Genomic DNA, 14,323 nt, shown 5'->3' with positions numbered 1-14,323 from the left:
CTACCTCCGCGCTTGACTATACAGCAACATTTCCCTTTATACCTCCTATAAATGAAGGAATCTGTTCTAAATAATCCTTTTGACTGAGCAAACGAACAAAAGCACTGCCCACGATGGCCGCGTCTGCATACTGTAATGCATGATCAAAACTTGCCTGATCAGTAATGCCAAAGCCAACAACCAAGGGATTGCGAAGATTCAAGGCGTCGACGCGTTGAAAATAATGCGCCGTTTGTTCAGATACTACAAGATTTTTACCTGTAGTGGCATATGAAGATACCATGTAGATGAAGCCCGTGCTTAATTCATCGATTTTTCTAATACGCTCTTCCGAGGTTTGTGGTGTAATCAAGAAGATATTACTAATATTATATTTCTTAAAAACTTCTTGATAAAGCTCTTCGTATTCATACATTGGTAAATCGGGAACAATAACCCCATCGACACCCGCTTCCGCGCAAGCCCGACAAAACCTCTCCACTCCATACTGCAACATTGGATTTACATATCCCATTAACAATACCGGAATCTGTACCTCTTTCCTTAACTCTTTTAATTGGTTGAACAAAAGATCAAGTGACATACCATTCTTTAAAGCCTCTTCCGAACTGTGCTGAATTACGGGACCATCAGCCACCGGATCAGAATACGGGAAACCTATCTCTAAAAAATCAACACCCGATGCTTCCAATATTTTAGCTAACGCAATGGTACTATCTATATGCGGATAACCGGCAGTATAATAAATAGAAAGCAATTTTTTATCGCCCTTGTTATCAAATAATTGTTTTATTCTGTTCATTCTAGTGCTTTTTCTATGCTTATCTAAAAATTGAAATATTTCATATAATTGTCCAAATCTTTATCTCCGCGACCCGACAGGCATACAACTACATTATCCGAAGGTTTAAATGACATTTTTTCCAACTGTGCCAAAGCATGAGCACTTTCAATGGCTGGAATAATCCCTTCTAATCTGGTTAATAAAAGTCCTGCTTGCATCGCTTCATCATCCGTTATGCTCACATATTTTGCACGGCCGATTTTATGTAAAAATGCATGCTGAGGACCAATACCCGGATAGTCTAAGCCAGCGGAAATAGAGTAAGGTTCAATCACTTGCCCATCACTAGTCTGCATCAAAATAGTTCGACTACCGTGTAAAACTCCTTCTTTTCCAAGCACGGAAGTTGCTGCCGAGTGGCCGCTATTTACCCCTTTCCCGGCAGCCTCTGCGGCAATCAACTGTACCTGCTCATCGTCTAAAAAATGGTAGAACATTCCCATTGCATTACTTCCTCCACCTACACAGGCAATCGCATAATCAGGTGTTTCCCGACCGGTTTTTTCTAAGAGTTGGCTACGAGTTTCGGCAGAGATGACCGCTTGAAATCTTGCAACCATATCAGGATAAGGATGTGGGCCTACTACAGAGCCAATGATATAGTGCGTGTCTACCGGGTTATTAATCCAATCGCGCATAGCTTCATTTGTAGCGTCCTTCAAGGTTTTACTTCCTGACGTTGCGGGACGGACTTCTGCTCCCATCATTTTCATGCGGGCTACATTAGGCGCTTGCCTATTGATATCTATTTCGCCCATATAAACCACGCACTCAATTCCCATCAGTGCACATACCGTGGCGGTGGCAACACCATGCTGACCCGCTCCGGTTTCAGCGATGATGCGTTTCTTTCCTAAACGCTTTGCCAGCAAAATCTGTCCGATGGTATTATTTACTTTATGAGCACCTGTATGGTTCAAATCTTCTCTCTTCAAAAAGATATTGGCACTGTATTTTTCAGAAAGCCGCTGAGCCAAATAAAGCGGAGAAGGTCTTCCAACGTAATCTTTCAGCAGCTGCTCGAATTCTTTTTTGAAGCCATCTTCGTTCATAATTTCCAAATAACGAAGCCGTAGCTCCTCTATATTCGGGAACATCATTTCCGGGATGTACGCCCCCCCGAAATCCCCATAATATCCTTTTTCATTGACCTGATAACTACTCATTTTATTCTTTCAATTTACATTCTTTTTATACTGTATCCTCTATAAAAATAAGTCCACAATGGTAGAGGGGAACCAATTTGGATTTGTTGGAAGCACTCATCGTAATAAACAACAAGTCTGATTAAGGTGCATGTACTGCAACATTTTAACAGCGGCTACTAGAGAATATTGATCGCAGTAGCGTTAAATCCTTGAGTCCCGGACTTTCTTCAAATTTTGAATTTACATCAAGGGCATAAAGGCGCGGATCGTTTAAAGATAAGGCGCTCGCGATGTTTTCCGGACCAAGACCACCACTCAAAAAGAAAGGTTTTTCCAGTTTATATTGTTCGATTAGCGACCAGTCGAAAAGTTGTCCTGTTCCTCCGTATCCCTGGCTTTTCGTGTCGAAAAGAAAAAAATCAACTAAAGCTTCGTATGCGTCCAATTGTTGCCAATCAAAATCCTGCGAAATACCGAAGGCCTTAATAATCGGCACGTTTAAATCTTTTAAGGTCTTCACAAAAGCAGGGTTTTCATTTCCATGTAACTGTATAGCCTGCAAGTTGTAACTATTTTTTGCTGCCCTTATCCGATCGGTCGAATCGTTGACAAATACACCTACCTTTTTGACCGATGATAAAGCGCTCAAAAATTCAGGTGATAAATCAGCAATATAACGTTTCGATTGCTCATAAAATATAAAACCTAGGTAATCCGGCTTTAACAAAAGGACTTCCTCTATGTTTGCAGGATATTTCATGCCGCAAATTTTCAGCTTAGCTTGCATATCAATAAATTGCTTTTTCTTTTTTAACCAATCGATTAAAGCTAAGGAGCGCCTTTTTTGATAATAAAGATGCCTCTGCTTCATAATAGCAATCGGCAAAAGACTTACTTGGACAAATGGTTTGTATCGCTATAGCCGCATTGCACAACACTACATTTTTTTGCGCAAAGGATGCCGTACCATTTAAAACATCCATAAAAATACGTGCGGCCTCTTCAATCGTTTCTCCTCCATTTATTTCATTGGCTCGTACCTTATCAAATCCAATAGATTCCAAAGACACATACTGTTCTCCCTTGTTTCCAATCACCTTAAAATCGCCTGTCAATGATATCTCGTCGTAACCATCAAAAGCGTGCAGTATTGAATATCTCTTGTTGGTCTTCTGATAAAGATACCCGTAAAGCCTAGCTAATTCCAAGCTAAATACACCAACCGATTGGTAAATTGGTTCTGCTGGATTAACTAGCGGCCCAAGCATGTTAAAAAAGGTCTTCACGCCTAGCTCTTTTCGTATAGGAGCCACAGTTTTCATTGCCGGATGAAATAAGGGGGCATGTAAAAAGCAAATGCCGGCTTCGTCCAAGCTTCGATAAATTTCGCCAGGTTCATTTGTAAAACGATAGCCCAAAAATTCCATGACATTAGAGGAGCCGCATCCCGAAGATACTCCATAGTTGCCGTGTTTTGCAACCTGATACCCAGCTCCGGCCACTACGAAGGAAGCAAGCGTTGAAATATTAAAAGTGTTTTTTCCATCTCCCCCCGTTCCGCATAAGTCAATCAGTTTATAGTCTTTAAAATCTATTTTTAGACATAAGTCAAGCATGGCATCCCGGAAACCGGCTAATTCCTCTACCGTAATATTGCGCATACAATATGCCGTCATAAATGCCGCCATTTGTGATGAATTGTATTTACCGGAAGTAATATTGGTTAGTATTTCGTAAGCCTCTTCCTTTGTAAAAGTTTTACTTTCAAACAAATGTGTTAATATTCTTTTCATCTAATGTTAATTTTTATATACTGCACGCCATTTTTACCTTTTTAAAAGATAGTTTCGCGCAATTTTATTTGTGAAGAAACTAATCCAAATCAGTTTGCTTTAAGCCATAAAAAAAGGCTTGCGATATGGCAAGCCTTTTTGTTATTTCTTATTTAGATGCACTACAAAATGGTTTTGCCACGATTATCCCTCGTGCCACCACCAATTTATATGAGCAAATGTTGTATTCATACTTTCTAAAGCAAATATGAATAATTAGATTAATATTTGCAAATATTTTTGGCATTACACTTTAAGCTTTGATTAGAGGATTCTTTTCTTTTGCAAAAAGAGTAAACACTTTTTTATCCACCCAAGCAGGGAAAAATTTATTCATCCATACAGCAAGCTTTCCTTGAGTTGTCATAATCAAGGTGCGTTTTCTTGCGGCAATTCCATTTGCAATAAGTGTAGCCACTTCCTCGGCGGTCATCATCTTTTCTTCCTCCATACTTGTTTCTCCGAATTGCACGCCATCTTTATTAAGCGCCGTATTTCTAATGTTGGAGGCTGTAAAACCCGGACAAGCAAGCATTACGTGCAACCCGGTTTTTAAATTTTCTACGCGTAACGACTCCATAAAGCCATTCATCGCAAATTTAGAAGCTGAGTAACCCGTGCGTCCCGGTAAACCCCGATAACCGGCTATTGAAGAGACTGCTACAACTGAACCTTTAGATTCTAGCAATGCAGGCAATGCATATTTCGTACAATAAACCGTACCCCAGAAATTTACATTCATTAGATTATGTAACACGGATAAATCCAGGTCCTTGAACAAAGCCCTCATGCTCAATCCGGCATTATTGATCAGGACATCTATTTTTTTAAAGGTTAATAAGGCTTGCGCGACGAGTTGTTTACAAGACTCCTCATTAGCCACATCGCATTGAATAGCAACTACCTGAACATGAAATTCTTTCTCAAGATCTTGCGCAATCTGACATAAGGCAACATATTTTCGAGCAGCCAGCACCAGGTTAGCACCTCGTTTGGCCATTTCTCTCGCTAAAGCCAGTCCAATACCAGATGAGGCGCCGGTTATAATAATCGTTTTATTTGTCATCATTATCGTTATACGGCAGTAGGCACTTTTTTGTAAACTCAGTTTATAATCACGGAAATGACATTATTTTACGCTATACTACGTTCATAGGGTACTCTGGTAACGATGGATCGACCCAGTGTAACTTCATCAACATATTCCAATTCACCGCCGAAGGATATTCCCCGTGCTATTGTGCTAATTTGAACATTAAAATCCTTCAACTTTTTATAGAGGTAAAAAATCGTCGTGTCGCCTTCCATCGTTGCACTCAGCGCTAGGATGATTTCATGGACATCATTTTCACGTAAACGGCTTATCAGACTATCAATGCTCAAATCGGAAGGCCCAACTCCATCCATTGGTGAGATTAGCCCTCCCAAAACATGATACACTCCGTTAAATTGATTCGTATTTTCGATTGCCATTACGTCTCGCGTATCTTCAACCACGCAAATCAATCCCTTATCCCTTTTGGGGGCGTTGCAAATTTCACAGATCGCTTCGTCAGCGATATTATGACAAACAGCGCAATAGCATATTTCTGATTTCAATTTAGTTAAGGCGTCACTAAATTTAGTAACATCATCGGCAGGTTGATTTAGCAGGTGCAATACCAAACGCAAAGCTGTCTTTTGTCCTATACCAGGTAAACGACTGAATTCATTAACCGCGTTCTCTAATAGCTTAGAAGAAAAGTTCATAACACAAAGGTAAGCGAAAACTGACAGAAAAGTTCATAGATAAAAAGGTAAAAAATTTCATTACATTAGCAGAAAACAGTTTCTAGCGTATGAAGAGACTATTTATTACTGAAATATAAGCGTATGATAACAAGTGAAGACAAGATAAGAAAAGCGTTTGAGAATAAAACCTGGCAAGAAATTAAGGTAAAAGATTCCTGGCAGATTTTTAAGATTATGGCCGAATTTGTAGAAGGTTTTGAAAAATTAGCAAAAATAGGCCCCTGTGTTTCGATTTTCGGATCCGCTCGGACTTCGAGGGATCATAATGACTATAAAATTGCCGAAGCGTGTGCCCGTTTACTTACAGAAAGAGGTTACGGTGTAATATCCGGTGGTGGCCCAGGTATCATGGAAGCGGCCAACAAAGGTGCTTACGAAGCCGGCGGAAAGTCTGTAGGCCTGAACATTGAACTTCCTTTTGAGCAATTCCACAACAAGTACATTGACCGAGATAAGTTACTGGAATTCAATTATTTTTTTGTAAGGAAAGTTATGTTTATGAAATATTCCCAAGGCTATATTGTGTTACCTGGAGGCTTTGGAACCATGGACGAGTTATTTGAAGCCATTACGTTGATACAAACAGGCAAAATTGCTCGCTTCCCGATTGTTTTGGTTGGTAAATCATACTATGGCGGCTTGTTCAATTGGATAAAAGATAGAATGTTGGAAGAGGGGAAAATCAGTGCAGAAGACCTTAATTTATATCGCTTGGTGGATACGGCTGAAGAAGCTGCGGGCCATATATTCAAATTCTACGACAAGTATTTACTTAAACCTAACTTTTAACGAGAAGCTTATAAGCTTTATATTCGTTGCCTGCCATAATCGGTAACGAATATTGAGTTTCCAAACAAGGAAACAAGGTTGCATATTGAACAATTTTATCTATGTTTGTACATCACATAAACACACAGATCCCTATGTTCGGTTTTTTATCAAGCATACATTGGAATATCGAACCCGAGATTTTCCGCATCGGTGGATTCGGTCTCCGTTATTACACGTTATGCTTTATGTTGGCGTTTTTTTTTAGTTATGTAATATTACTAAGGATTTTCAAAAAAGAGGGAAAGCCACAAGACTTGTTAGATCAGCTGACCATTTATGTGTTTATAGGAACGGTATTAGGAGCTCGTTTAGGCCATTGCTTATTTTATGAATTCGATTACTACAAAAACCATCTACTGGAAATGATACTCCCTATTAGGAATGTAAACGGGCATATTACTTTTACAGGTTTCCAGGGTCTAGCAAGCCATGGCGGGGCTATTGGTATCATAATAGCTTTATTGCTTTATTGCCGCAAAACAAAAATAAATTTCTGGTGGATAGCCGATCGCCTGGTAATCGTTGCTGCGCTTTCGGGCGCCTTTATTCGAACCGGCAATTTTTTCAACTCCGAAATTATTGGAAAACCAAGTCAACTCCCTTGGTCAGTTATTTTTTCGCAGGTCGACAACATTCCTAGACATCCTGCGCAACTTTACGAAGCAATAGGTTATTTAATAATATTTATTTTATTATTAAACTTGTATAAACAAGGGAAACATGTCAAACCTGCTTTTTTGTTTGGCTGTTTCATGGTCTTGGTGTTTGGGCTCCGCTTTATAGTTGAATTCGTCAAAGAAAATCAAGAAGCTTTTGAAAACAGCATGGCATTCAATATGGGGCAACTGTTAAGCTTACCTTTTGTGGCTATTGGTTTATATCTCATTTTTAGAAAAAGAGACCAAACAGGCTTAAAGACTAAATAGGTGTTGTTTTTTCTATTATTCAATACAAGCAGTGATGAGAGAAGATAAAATAAAGACGTTTGAAAATATCTTGCGAAAACATGGCCTGAAAGTTACCCACCCGCGGCTATCAGTATTGGAGAAGATTTTCAACAAAGACACCGCGACCTCCCAACCCGATTTGGAAAGATCAATTGGAGAGGATATTGATCGGGTTACGCTTTATCGGGTTTTAAGCGCGTTTGAAGAAAAAGGTATTATTCACAAAATTTTCGATTTACATGGCACAGCCACCTATGCCCTTTGTTCAACACAGTGTAAGAGTCACGAGCATCACGATGAACACGTGCATTTCACTTGTTCGAATTGCAATAGTGTGTACTGCTTAGAGGAAATCACGTTGCCAAACATCAGTACGCCATCAGGTTTTACGATAGAGCAGGTATCGGTTAATGCCATCGGCATATGCAATAAATGCAAAACGTTAAAGGACGCTTCTGACGCCTAAATTTGATATAATTTTAGAACTATCGAGTAGTTCGAATGTTATTGTAATTAATAAGCATAAATTTTACCTTAAGCTAAGGCAATCCTATTTAAAAGCTGTTATATGTCTACAAAAAAAGCAAATGCAATTAAGCAGGTACTTTCCCAACTGATAGCCGATGTGTTCGAAAAGTCAGGAAATAAAGCCTTAAATTATAAACAAGTGTCTGCTAAACTAAATATTGCAGACCCAACTTCAAAAAACACTATATTATCGATCCTTCAAGAAGAGTCGAAATCAAAATCAGGTCTATTTAAAGAAGTTGAAACAGGCAAATTTACTTTGCGGGAGTTGCATACCTTCATCGTTGGCAAAGTAGATATGACAGCCGATGGTTCTGCTTATATTGTTACCGAAGATGAATTCGAAGAGGACATTTTTGTAGCGCCTAGAAAGCTTCGGAATGCACTGCATGGGGATACCGTAAAAGTTTACGTTTATGAAAAAAGTAGAGGCCGCAAAAAAGAAGGCGAAGTTGTAGAAATAATTGAACGATTTAGAAGTGATTTTACCGGTATACTGAGCATATCCAAACGATTTGCTTTCCTAATTGCCGATGACCGAAAAATGCTTCATGATATCTACATTCCTATTGAGGATTTAAATGGAGCGAAAGATCAGGATAAAGTCGTTGTTACTATTACTGATTGGCCGCAGGGCAGCAAAAATCCCGTTGGCCGTGTAAAGCATGTACTAGGGAAGCAAGGGGAAAACAACACTGAAATGAATGCTATCCTTGCTGATTTTGGTTTCCCTTTAGCATTTCCCACAGCGGTAGAGCAAGAAGCAGACAAAATAGAAGAGGTTATTAGTCCAGTCGAAATAAGTAGAAGGAAAGATTTCCGAAGCGTTCTAACCTTTACGATCGACCCAGCCGACGCTAAGGATTTTGATGATGCCATTTCTTTCCGAAAAATGCCGGATGGCAATTACGAAGTAGGTGTGCACATTGCCGACGTAACATACTATGTTCAACCGGACAGCGCCTTAGACAAGGAAGCATATGAAAGAGGAACGTCAGTTTATCTGGTAGATCGTGTGATTCCTATGTTACCCGAAAGGTTATCGAATAATTTGTGTTCATTAAGACCTAACGAAGATAAACTCTGTTTTTCTGCCGTATTTATCATCGATGATCAAGCTCACGTGAAAGAGCAATGGTTCGGAAGAACCATCATTCATTCGGACAGACGCTTTACCTATGAAGAGGCACAAGAGATTATTGAGAACAAGGAAGGCCAGTTTAGCGAAGAGCTTCTGATTCTCAACAAGCTCGCATATATTCTTCGTGATCGTAAATTTAAACAGGGGGCGATCAATTTTGAATCAACTGAAGTTAAATTTAAACTCGATGAAAACGGCAAACCACTAGGTGTTTATACCAAAGAGCGAAAAGACGCCCATAAATTGATTGAGGATTTTATGCTTCTAGCCAACAGAAAAGTGGCGGAATTCATAGGCAAACAAGGCAAAGGAAAGAATAAATTGCCTTTTGTTTATCGGAGTCACGATGCGCCCAATGAAGAAAGTTTGGCATCGTTTGCACAGTTTGCCGCTCGCTTTGGATACAAAGTCAGTACTAAATCAGAAAAAGAGATTGCAAAATCTTTAAATACGTTAATGCACGACGTTGAAGGTACCAAAGAACAAAATGTCCTTACTACCTTGGCCATCCGATCAATGGCAAAAGCCATTTACACTACAAAAAAGCATAGTCATTACGGACTGGCTTTTGACTATTACACACATTTCACTTCACCTATCAGAAGGTACCCGGATGTGATGGTACATCGTTTATTAGCGCACTATCTAGCAGATGGAAAGGCTGTAAATGAAGAAATGTACGAGAAGATGTGTACCCACGCATCACAAATGGAAAAGAAAGCGGCAGATGCGGAGCGCACTTCCGTAAAATATAAACAAGCGGAATTTTTACAGGATCAGATCGGCAGTGTTTATTCCGGCATTATTTCAGGCGTCACAGAGTGGGGAATGTATGTTGAAATCGAAGAAAACAAATGTGAAGGGATGGTGCGACTGCGAGACATTACAGATGATTTTTATTCGCTTGACGAGAAGAATTATGCTATTATTGGCCAGCGCAAAAAGAAACGCTATCAGCTAGGCGATGAGGTACAGATAAAAGTGAAAACGGTCAATTTAGCAAAACGTCAGATTGACTTTACACTCATGAGTTAAGCAGAAGTTTCGCTTTTAAGGCAAAGATTTCTTTAATAGTAATACATGAAAGGTGATGTGAACTAATTTTTCTATCTTCGTGTCATGCATTCTATAGCAGCATTACAGACTATTATTGGCGAGGCCTTAACAGAAAGAAATTTTCCAGACAATCCAAATACCCTATACGAACCGATCAAATATTTTTTGGCAATCGGAGGCAAGCGTTTAAGACCGGTTCTCACTTTATTGGCAGCTGAATTATTTGGGGCAACAATAAAAGAAGGCCTTCCAGCGGCCTTGGCTATCGAAATGTTCCATAATTTCACCTTAATGCATGACGACATTATGGATGAAGCCCCACTGCGACGAGGACAGGAGACCATCCACAAAAAGTGGGATATCAATACCGCTATCTTATCCGGGGATGCAACCTTGATTCGGGCATATCAATTGCTTGCTGAGTGCAAACCTGAGTTGCTTGCTGAATTGCTGAAAGTTTTTAACAAAATGGCTCAGGAAGTATGCGAAGGCCAGCAACTGGATATGGATTTTGAAAAACTAGCGACGGTAACCGAAGAAGAATACCTCCATATGATTCGTCTAAAAACGTCCGTATTATTGGGTGCGGCTTTAGAAATTGGGGCCATTCTGGGAGGAGCAGACAAGCAGGATCGATCGAACATTTACACTTTTGGCGTTAATATAGGAATCGCTTTCCAGCTACAGGACGACATATTGGATGTATATGGAGATCCTAGTAAATTTGGGAAACAGGTTGGGGGTGATATCATTGAAAATAAAAAAACTTATTTACTTATCAATGCGCTACAATTAGCTAAAGGATCAGATAAACAAGAGTTAATCCATTGGACTGAGATTAACGAATTTGATCAGCAACAAAAAATAGATCGCGTAACGGCCATATACAACGATCTTGGCATAGAAAAGTTAGCTCATAAGAAAAAAATGAGTTTTGCTGAGCAAGCCTATCAAGCCTTAGAAGCAATGGCGGTCGCACGTGAGAAAAAACTTTCTTTAATTGAATTTACCGAAACCCTGTTGATTAGGGAGCACTAATAATTTACTTAGAAATTCGTTAAAAATAGGTTAAGCGACCTTTTTGTGAGGTCGTTTCTTTATAAAAAAAACGGTAAAAAGATCGGACTTAGACAATCATAGACCTTATATAAATCTTCCTTTATATGGTTTACTTTTAGGCACGATTTGTTTACATAAAATTAATTTACAAGAAATGAAGGAGTTACTTTAAATGAACGAAAAAAGGTAAAATTAAATTTGTTAAAACGGATGGAGTTTGTACTTTTGTCCCGGAAAGTTGGCAGAGTGGTCGAATGCGGCGGTCTTGAAAACCGTTGTCTGTAACAGGACCGGGGGTTCGAATCCCTCACTTTCCGCCAAAGCAACATCAACCCGGCAATAGCCGGGTTTTGTTGTTAATAGGCTTTTGTGAGCTTGCTCAAACAAAAGCCTATTAACAACAAAGTGTGACGAACGCAGTGAGTCGTTGATGTTGCTTTGAAGCCCCCCCGGGGATCACCGAGCAAAGCGAGGTAATCCCTTTTGTGAGCTTGCTCAAACAAAAGCCTATTAACAACAAAGTGTGACGAACGCAGTGAGTCGTTGATGTTGCTTTGAAGCCCCCCTCCCGGGGATCACCGAGCAAAGCGAGGTAATCCCTTTTGTGAGCTTGCTTAAACAAAAGCCTATTAACAACAAAATGTGACGAACGCAGAGAGTCGTTGATGTTGCTTTGAAGCCCTCCTCCTGGGGATCACCGAGCAAAGCGAGGTAATCCTGGAAGGAAGGCTTCAAACAAAAAAAGGGAAACGTTTTTAGTTTCCCTTCTCATAATTAAGAATGAATGGTTGTTTAAACTACCCTTTAAAATATCCAATTATGATATTGGCCAATTCTTCTCCGATTCTTTCTTGCGCCTCGTTTGTTGCAGCACCAATATGAGGTGTTAGCGATACTCTTGGATGAGTAAGTATTTCTTTGCTTGGCGTCGGCTCGCTATCAAAAACGTCAAGACCTGCAAACGAAACCGTCCCATTATTCAATGCTTCGATTAAAGCTAATTCATCAATCGTACCACCTCTAGAGGCATTAACAATACCTACCCCATTTTTCATCAGGGCAAATTCAGCTGTACCTAAAACCGGCTTATCTAAGAAAGGCACATGCAAGCTAATAAAATCTGCTTGTTTGATCAGTTCATCAGTACTTACCTGTTTTACCGGCACATCAACAGAAATACCACCTGATAACGTTAAAGTTAACGCCTTGGGTATAGCCACAAAATCACTGGCAATAACATTCATACCAACGCCCAGTGCTACTTTTGCAGTTTCCTGACCAATACGGCCAAAACCAATTACACCTAGCGTTTTCCCCTTCAGTTCAACCCCCTTTCCATAAGCCTTTTTTAATCCGGCAAAATTCGTATCTCCTTCTACAGGCATTTTGCGATTAGCATCATACAGAAATCGAACACCATTATAAAGATGTGCGAAGACAAGCTCCGCTACTGATTGTGAAGACGCTGCAGGAGTATTGACAACGGCAATCCCTTTTGATTTTGCATATTCGACATCAATATTATCCATGCCTACACCCCCCCTACCAATCAATCTTAGATTTGGGCAAGCGTCGATTAAATCCTTTCTGACTTTGGTTGCACTTCTAACCGTTATGGCATCATAAGCCTGTAATTTCACAGCTAACTCATCCTGAGGGATATGGTTAGTATCAACAGTAAATCCAGCTTTTTCTAACAATTCCTTTCCTAGTGGATCTATACCGTCGTTTGCTAATAGTTTCATACTATGATATTCTATCTATAAAAATTCATAAAACTCCTGCTGTCCATGTTGACAAACAAGGAAATAATTTAAACATAGCATAAAGAATTTGGCAGCAATTTTATCAAAACCTTTATCTATATGCCATTCATCATTAATTCGGGCAGTTATGTTCACTAAGCATTTTTCTCAGCAAACTCTTGCATCAAATCAACTAGTGTATTAATACTAGTAATAGTAAGCGCGTTGTAAATAGATGCCCGGAAACCACCTACGCTTCTATGTCCTTTCAGCCCGACTAACCCGCGCTCTTCCGTTAGGGCAAGGAATGATTTTTCCAGTTCAGCGTTTTCCATAACAAAAGTAACATTCATTCTTGAGCGATCTTCTAGCTTGGCTGTTCCCTTAAACAATGGATTACGATCGATTTCATCGTACAATGTTCTTGCTTTGATAATATTCTCACGTTCGATTTCCTCTATACCCCCCTTCGCCTTCAGCCAACGGAGATTTAATAAGGAGACATAAATAGCATAAACCGGCGGTGTATTATACATAGATCCGGCTTCCGCATGTTTACGATAATCAAATATTGATGGGATATCCCTACCGGTTTTTCCTAAAATATCGTTTTTAACAATAACGAGCGTCACTCCCGCAGGCCCCATATTCTTCTGTGCCCCTGCATAAATGAGTCCGTAATCAGCAACGTTAATCTTACGACTTAAGATATCGGACGACATGTCACAGACTAATGGAATAGGCGACTGTGGTGCTTCGAAGAGCTCAGTTCCATAAATTGTATTATTAGAAGTATAATGAAAATAAGCCGCATCCGCCGGTATCGTATACTCCTTAGGAATGTAGGTATAATTCGCATCTTTGGACGAAGCGACCACCTCAATAGCTCCGAATTTCTGAGCTTCTTTATAAGCTTTTGACGCCCAGGTTCCTGAGTCTAAATAAGCTGCTTTTCCATTTTGAGGAAGTAAATTCATCGGCACCATTGCGAACTGTTGGCTAGCCCCCCCCTGCAAAAACAACACCGAATACCCATCGGGGACAGATAATAAATCCTTTACTAACGCCTCAGTTTCTTCTATAACGGCTTCAAAGGCTTTGGAACGATGGGAAATTTCTAAAATGGATAAACCGGAATTATTAAAATCAATTATTGCTTGAGAAGCTTCTTGGAAGACCTCTGAAGGAAGTATGCATGGCCCCGCACCAAAATTGTGTTTCATTATTCTTTCTATAGATTTAAAAAATGAGCATTAATTAACAATTTCACTTAAAATAGCTTTTTATACTGGTATAGCAATAAATCATTTTATTCCTCTATAAAAATGCCTTCAATGGCAGAGGAGAATTAAACAGATTCATTTTACATGTCAATGCAGTAGATACTGCATATAAACGAAT

The 14,323-nt window shown here is 39.6% G+C and carries 13 protein-coding genes and 1 tRNA gene; 6 read left to right on the top strand and 8 right to left on the bottom strand.

What is annotated here, in order from left to right; all coding sequences use genetic code 11:
• Positions 1–16 precede the first annotated feature (16 nt).
• The 6 genes from trpA to recR all read right to left on the bottom strand — a co-directional run bounded on the left by trpA (position 17) and on the right by recR (position 5,573).
• On the bottom strand, positions 17–802 hold the full coding sequence (trpA, locus tag E0E36_RS19525) for a tryptophan synthase subunit alpha (RefSeq protein WP_013666366.1): 786 nt from the start codon (positions 800–802) through the stop codon (positions 17–19).
• Positions 803–825: 23 nt separating this feature from the next.
• Positions 826–2,010, bottom strand: a complete 1,185-nt coding sequence (gene trpB / locus E0E36_RS19520; RefSeq protein ID WP_130857402.1) for a tryptophan synthase subunit beta — start codon at positions 2,008–2,010, stop codon at positions 826–828.
• 145 nt (positions 2,011–2,155) lie between these two features.
• Positions 2,156–2,752 (bottom strand): phosphoribosylanthranilate isomerase, encoded by a 597-nt coding sequence (locus E0E36_RS19515; RefSeq protein ID WP_242627323.1) that lies wholly within the window; start codon positions 2,750–2,752, stop codon positions 2,156–2,158.
• A gap of 28 nt (positions 2,753–2,780) precedes the next feature.
• Positions 2,781–3,785, bottom strand: a complete 1,005-nt coding sequence (gene trpD, locus E0E36_RS19510; RefSeq protein ID WP_130857401.1) for an anthranilate phosphoribosyltransferase — start codon at positions 3,783–3,785, stop codon at positions 2,781–2,783.
• Between the two features lie 292 nt (positions 3,786–4,077).
• Positions 4,078–4,893 (bottom strand): SDR family oxidoreductase, encoded by an 816-nt coding sequence (locus E0E36_RS19505; protein ID WP_013666361.1) that lies wholly within the window; start codon positions 4,891–4,893, stop codon positions 4,078–4,080.
• 65 nt (positions 4,894–4,958) lie between these two features.
• A complete protein-coding gene (recR, locus tag E0E36_RS19500) occupies positions 4,959–5,573 on the bottom strand; it encodes a recombination mediator RecR (protein WP_130857399.1) in 615 nt (204 codons plus the stop codon).
• A gap of 126 nt (positions 5,574–5,699) precedes the next feature.
• Here recR and E0E36_RS19495 point away from each other — a divergent pair, with 126 nt between their 5' ends.
• The 6 genes from E0E36_RS19495 (at position 5,700) to E0E36_RS19470 (ending at position 11,497) form a co-directional block, all read left to right on the top strand.
• Positions 5,700–6,404 carry an LOG family protein gene (locus E0E36_RS19495; RefSeq protein WP_041388330.1) on the top strand — a complete coding sequence of 235 codons (705 nt, stop codon included), beginning with the start codon at positions 5,700–5,702 and terminating at the stop codon, positions 6,402–6,404.
• A 101-nt stretch (positions 6,405–6,505) separates the two neighbouring features.
• A complete protein-coding gene (gene lgt, locus E0E36_RS19490) occupies positions 6,506–7,372 on the top strand; it encodes a prolipoprotein diacylglyceryl transferase (protein ID WP_242627321.1) in 867 nt (288 codons plus the stop codon).
• 34 nt (positions 7,373–7,406) lie between these two features.
• Positions 7,407–7,859 carry a Fur family transcriptional regulator gene (locus E0E36_RS19485; protein ID WP_013666357.1) on the top strand — a complete coding sequence of 151 codons (453 nt, stop codon included), beginning with the start codon at positions 7,407–7,409 and terminating at the stop codon, positions 7,857–7,859.
• 102 nt (positions 7,860–7,961) lie between these two features.
• Complete coding sequence (gene rnr, locus E0E36_RS19480; RefSeq protein ID WP_130857398.1) at positions 7,962–10,097, top strand: ribonuclease R; 2,136 nt, start codon at positions 7,962–7,964, stop codon at positions 10,095–10,097.
• Between the two features lie 84 nt (positions 10,098–10,181).
• The gene (locus tag E0E36_RS19475; RefSeq protein ID WP_130857397.1) at positions 10,182–11,156 is read left to right on the top strand and encodes a polyprenyl synthetase family protein; all 975 of its coding nucleotides are present in this window, start codon (positions 10,182–10,184) and stop codon (positions 11,154–11,156) included.
• Positions 11,157–11,409: 253 nt separating this feature from the next.
• Positions 11,410–11,497, top strand: a tRNA-Ser gene (locus E0E36_RS19470).
• Positions 11,498–11,974: 477 nt separating this feature from the next.
• Here E0E36_RS19470 and E0E36_RS19465 read toward each other — a convergent pair.
• Both E0E36_RS19465 and serC read right to left on the bottom strand, forming a co-directional pair.
• Positions 11,975–12,922 (bottom strand): D-2-hydroxyacid dehydrogenase, encoded by a 948-nt coding sequence (locus E0E36_RS19465; RefSeq protein WP_130857396.1) that lies wholly within the window; start codon positions 12,920–12,922, stop codon positions 11,975–11,977.
• Positions 12,923–13,077: 155 nt separating this feature from the next.
• A complete protein-coding gene (serC, locus tag E0E36_RS19460; protein WP_130857395.1) occupies positions 13,078–14,145 on the bottom strand; it encodes a 3-phosphoserine/phosphohydroxythreonine transaminase in 1,068 nt (355 codons plus the stop codon).
• Positions 14,146–14,323 lie beyond the last annotated feature (178 nt).

This window comes from Olivibacter jilunii (assembly GCF_900607235.1).
Lineage (GTDB): Bacteria > Bacteroidota > Bacteroidia > Sphingobacteriales > Sphingobacteriaceae > Olivibacter > Olivibacter oleidegradans.
Note: the sequence above shows the minus strand (reverse complement) of the source record. Positions and strands in the feature narration are given on the sequence as shown.

Bases quoted from the DNA above. Each gene is read 5' to 3' on its own strand.
- E0E36_RS19515 (WP_242627323.1), bottom strand. From the start codon at position 2,752: ATGAAATATCCTGCAAACATAGAGGAAGTCCTTTTGTTAAAGCCGGAT.
- E0E36_RS19475 (WP_130857397.1), top strand. From the start codon at position 10,182: ATGCATTCTATAGCAGCATTACAGACTATTATTGGCGAGGCCTTAACA.
- E0E36_RS19505 (WP_013666361.1), bottom strand. From the start codon at position 4,893: ATGATGACAAATAAAACGATTATTATAACCGGCGCCTCATCTGGTATT.
- trpB (WP_130857402.1), bottom strand. From the start codon at position 2,010: ATGAGTAGTTATCAGGTCAATGAAAAAGGATATTATGGGGATTTCGGG.
- rnr (WP_130857398.1), top strand. From the start codon at position 7,962: ATGTCTACAAAAAAAGCAAATGCAATTAAGCAGGTACTTTCCCAACTG.
- E0E36_RS19485 (WP_013666357.1), top strand. From the start codon at position 7,407: ATGAGAGAAGATAAAATAAAGACGTTTGAAAATATCTTGCGAAAACAT.
- trpA (WP_013666366.1), bottom strand. From the start codon at position 802: ATGAACAGAATAAAACAATTATTTGATAACAAGGGCGATAAAAAATTG.
- recR (WP_130857399.1), bottom strand. From the start codon at position 5,573: ATGAACTTTTCTTCTAAGCTATTAGAGAACGCGGTTAATGAATTCAGT.
- trpD (WP_130857401.1), bottom strand. From the start codon at position 3,785: ATGAAAAGAATATTAACACATTTGTTTGAAAGTAAAACTTTTACAAAG.
- E0E36_RS19465 (WP_130857396.1), bottom strand. From the start codon at position 12,922: ATGAAACTATTAGCAAACGACGGTATAGATCCACTAGGAAAGGAATTG.
- serC (WP_130857395.1), bottom strand. From the start codon at position 14,145: ATGAAACACAATTTTGGTGCGGGGCCATGCATACTTCCTTCAGAGGTC.
- lgt (WP_242627321.1), top strand. From the start codon at position 6,506: ATGTTTGTACATCACATAAACACACAGATCCCTATGTTCGGTTTTTTA.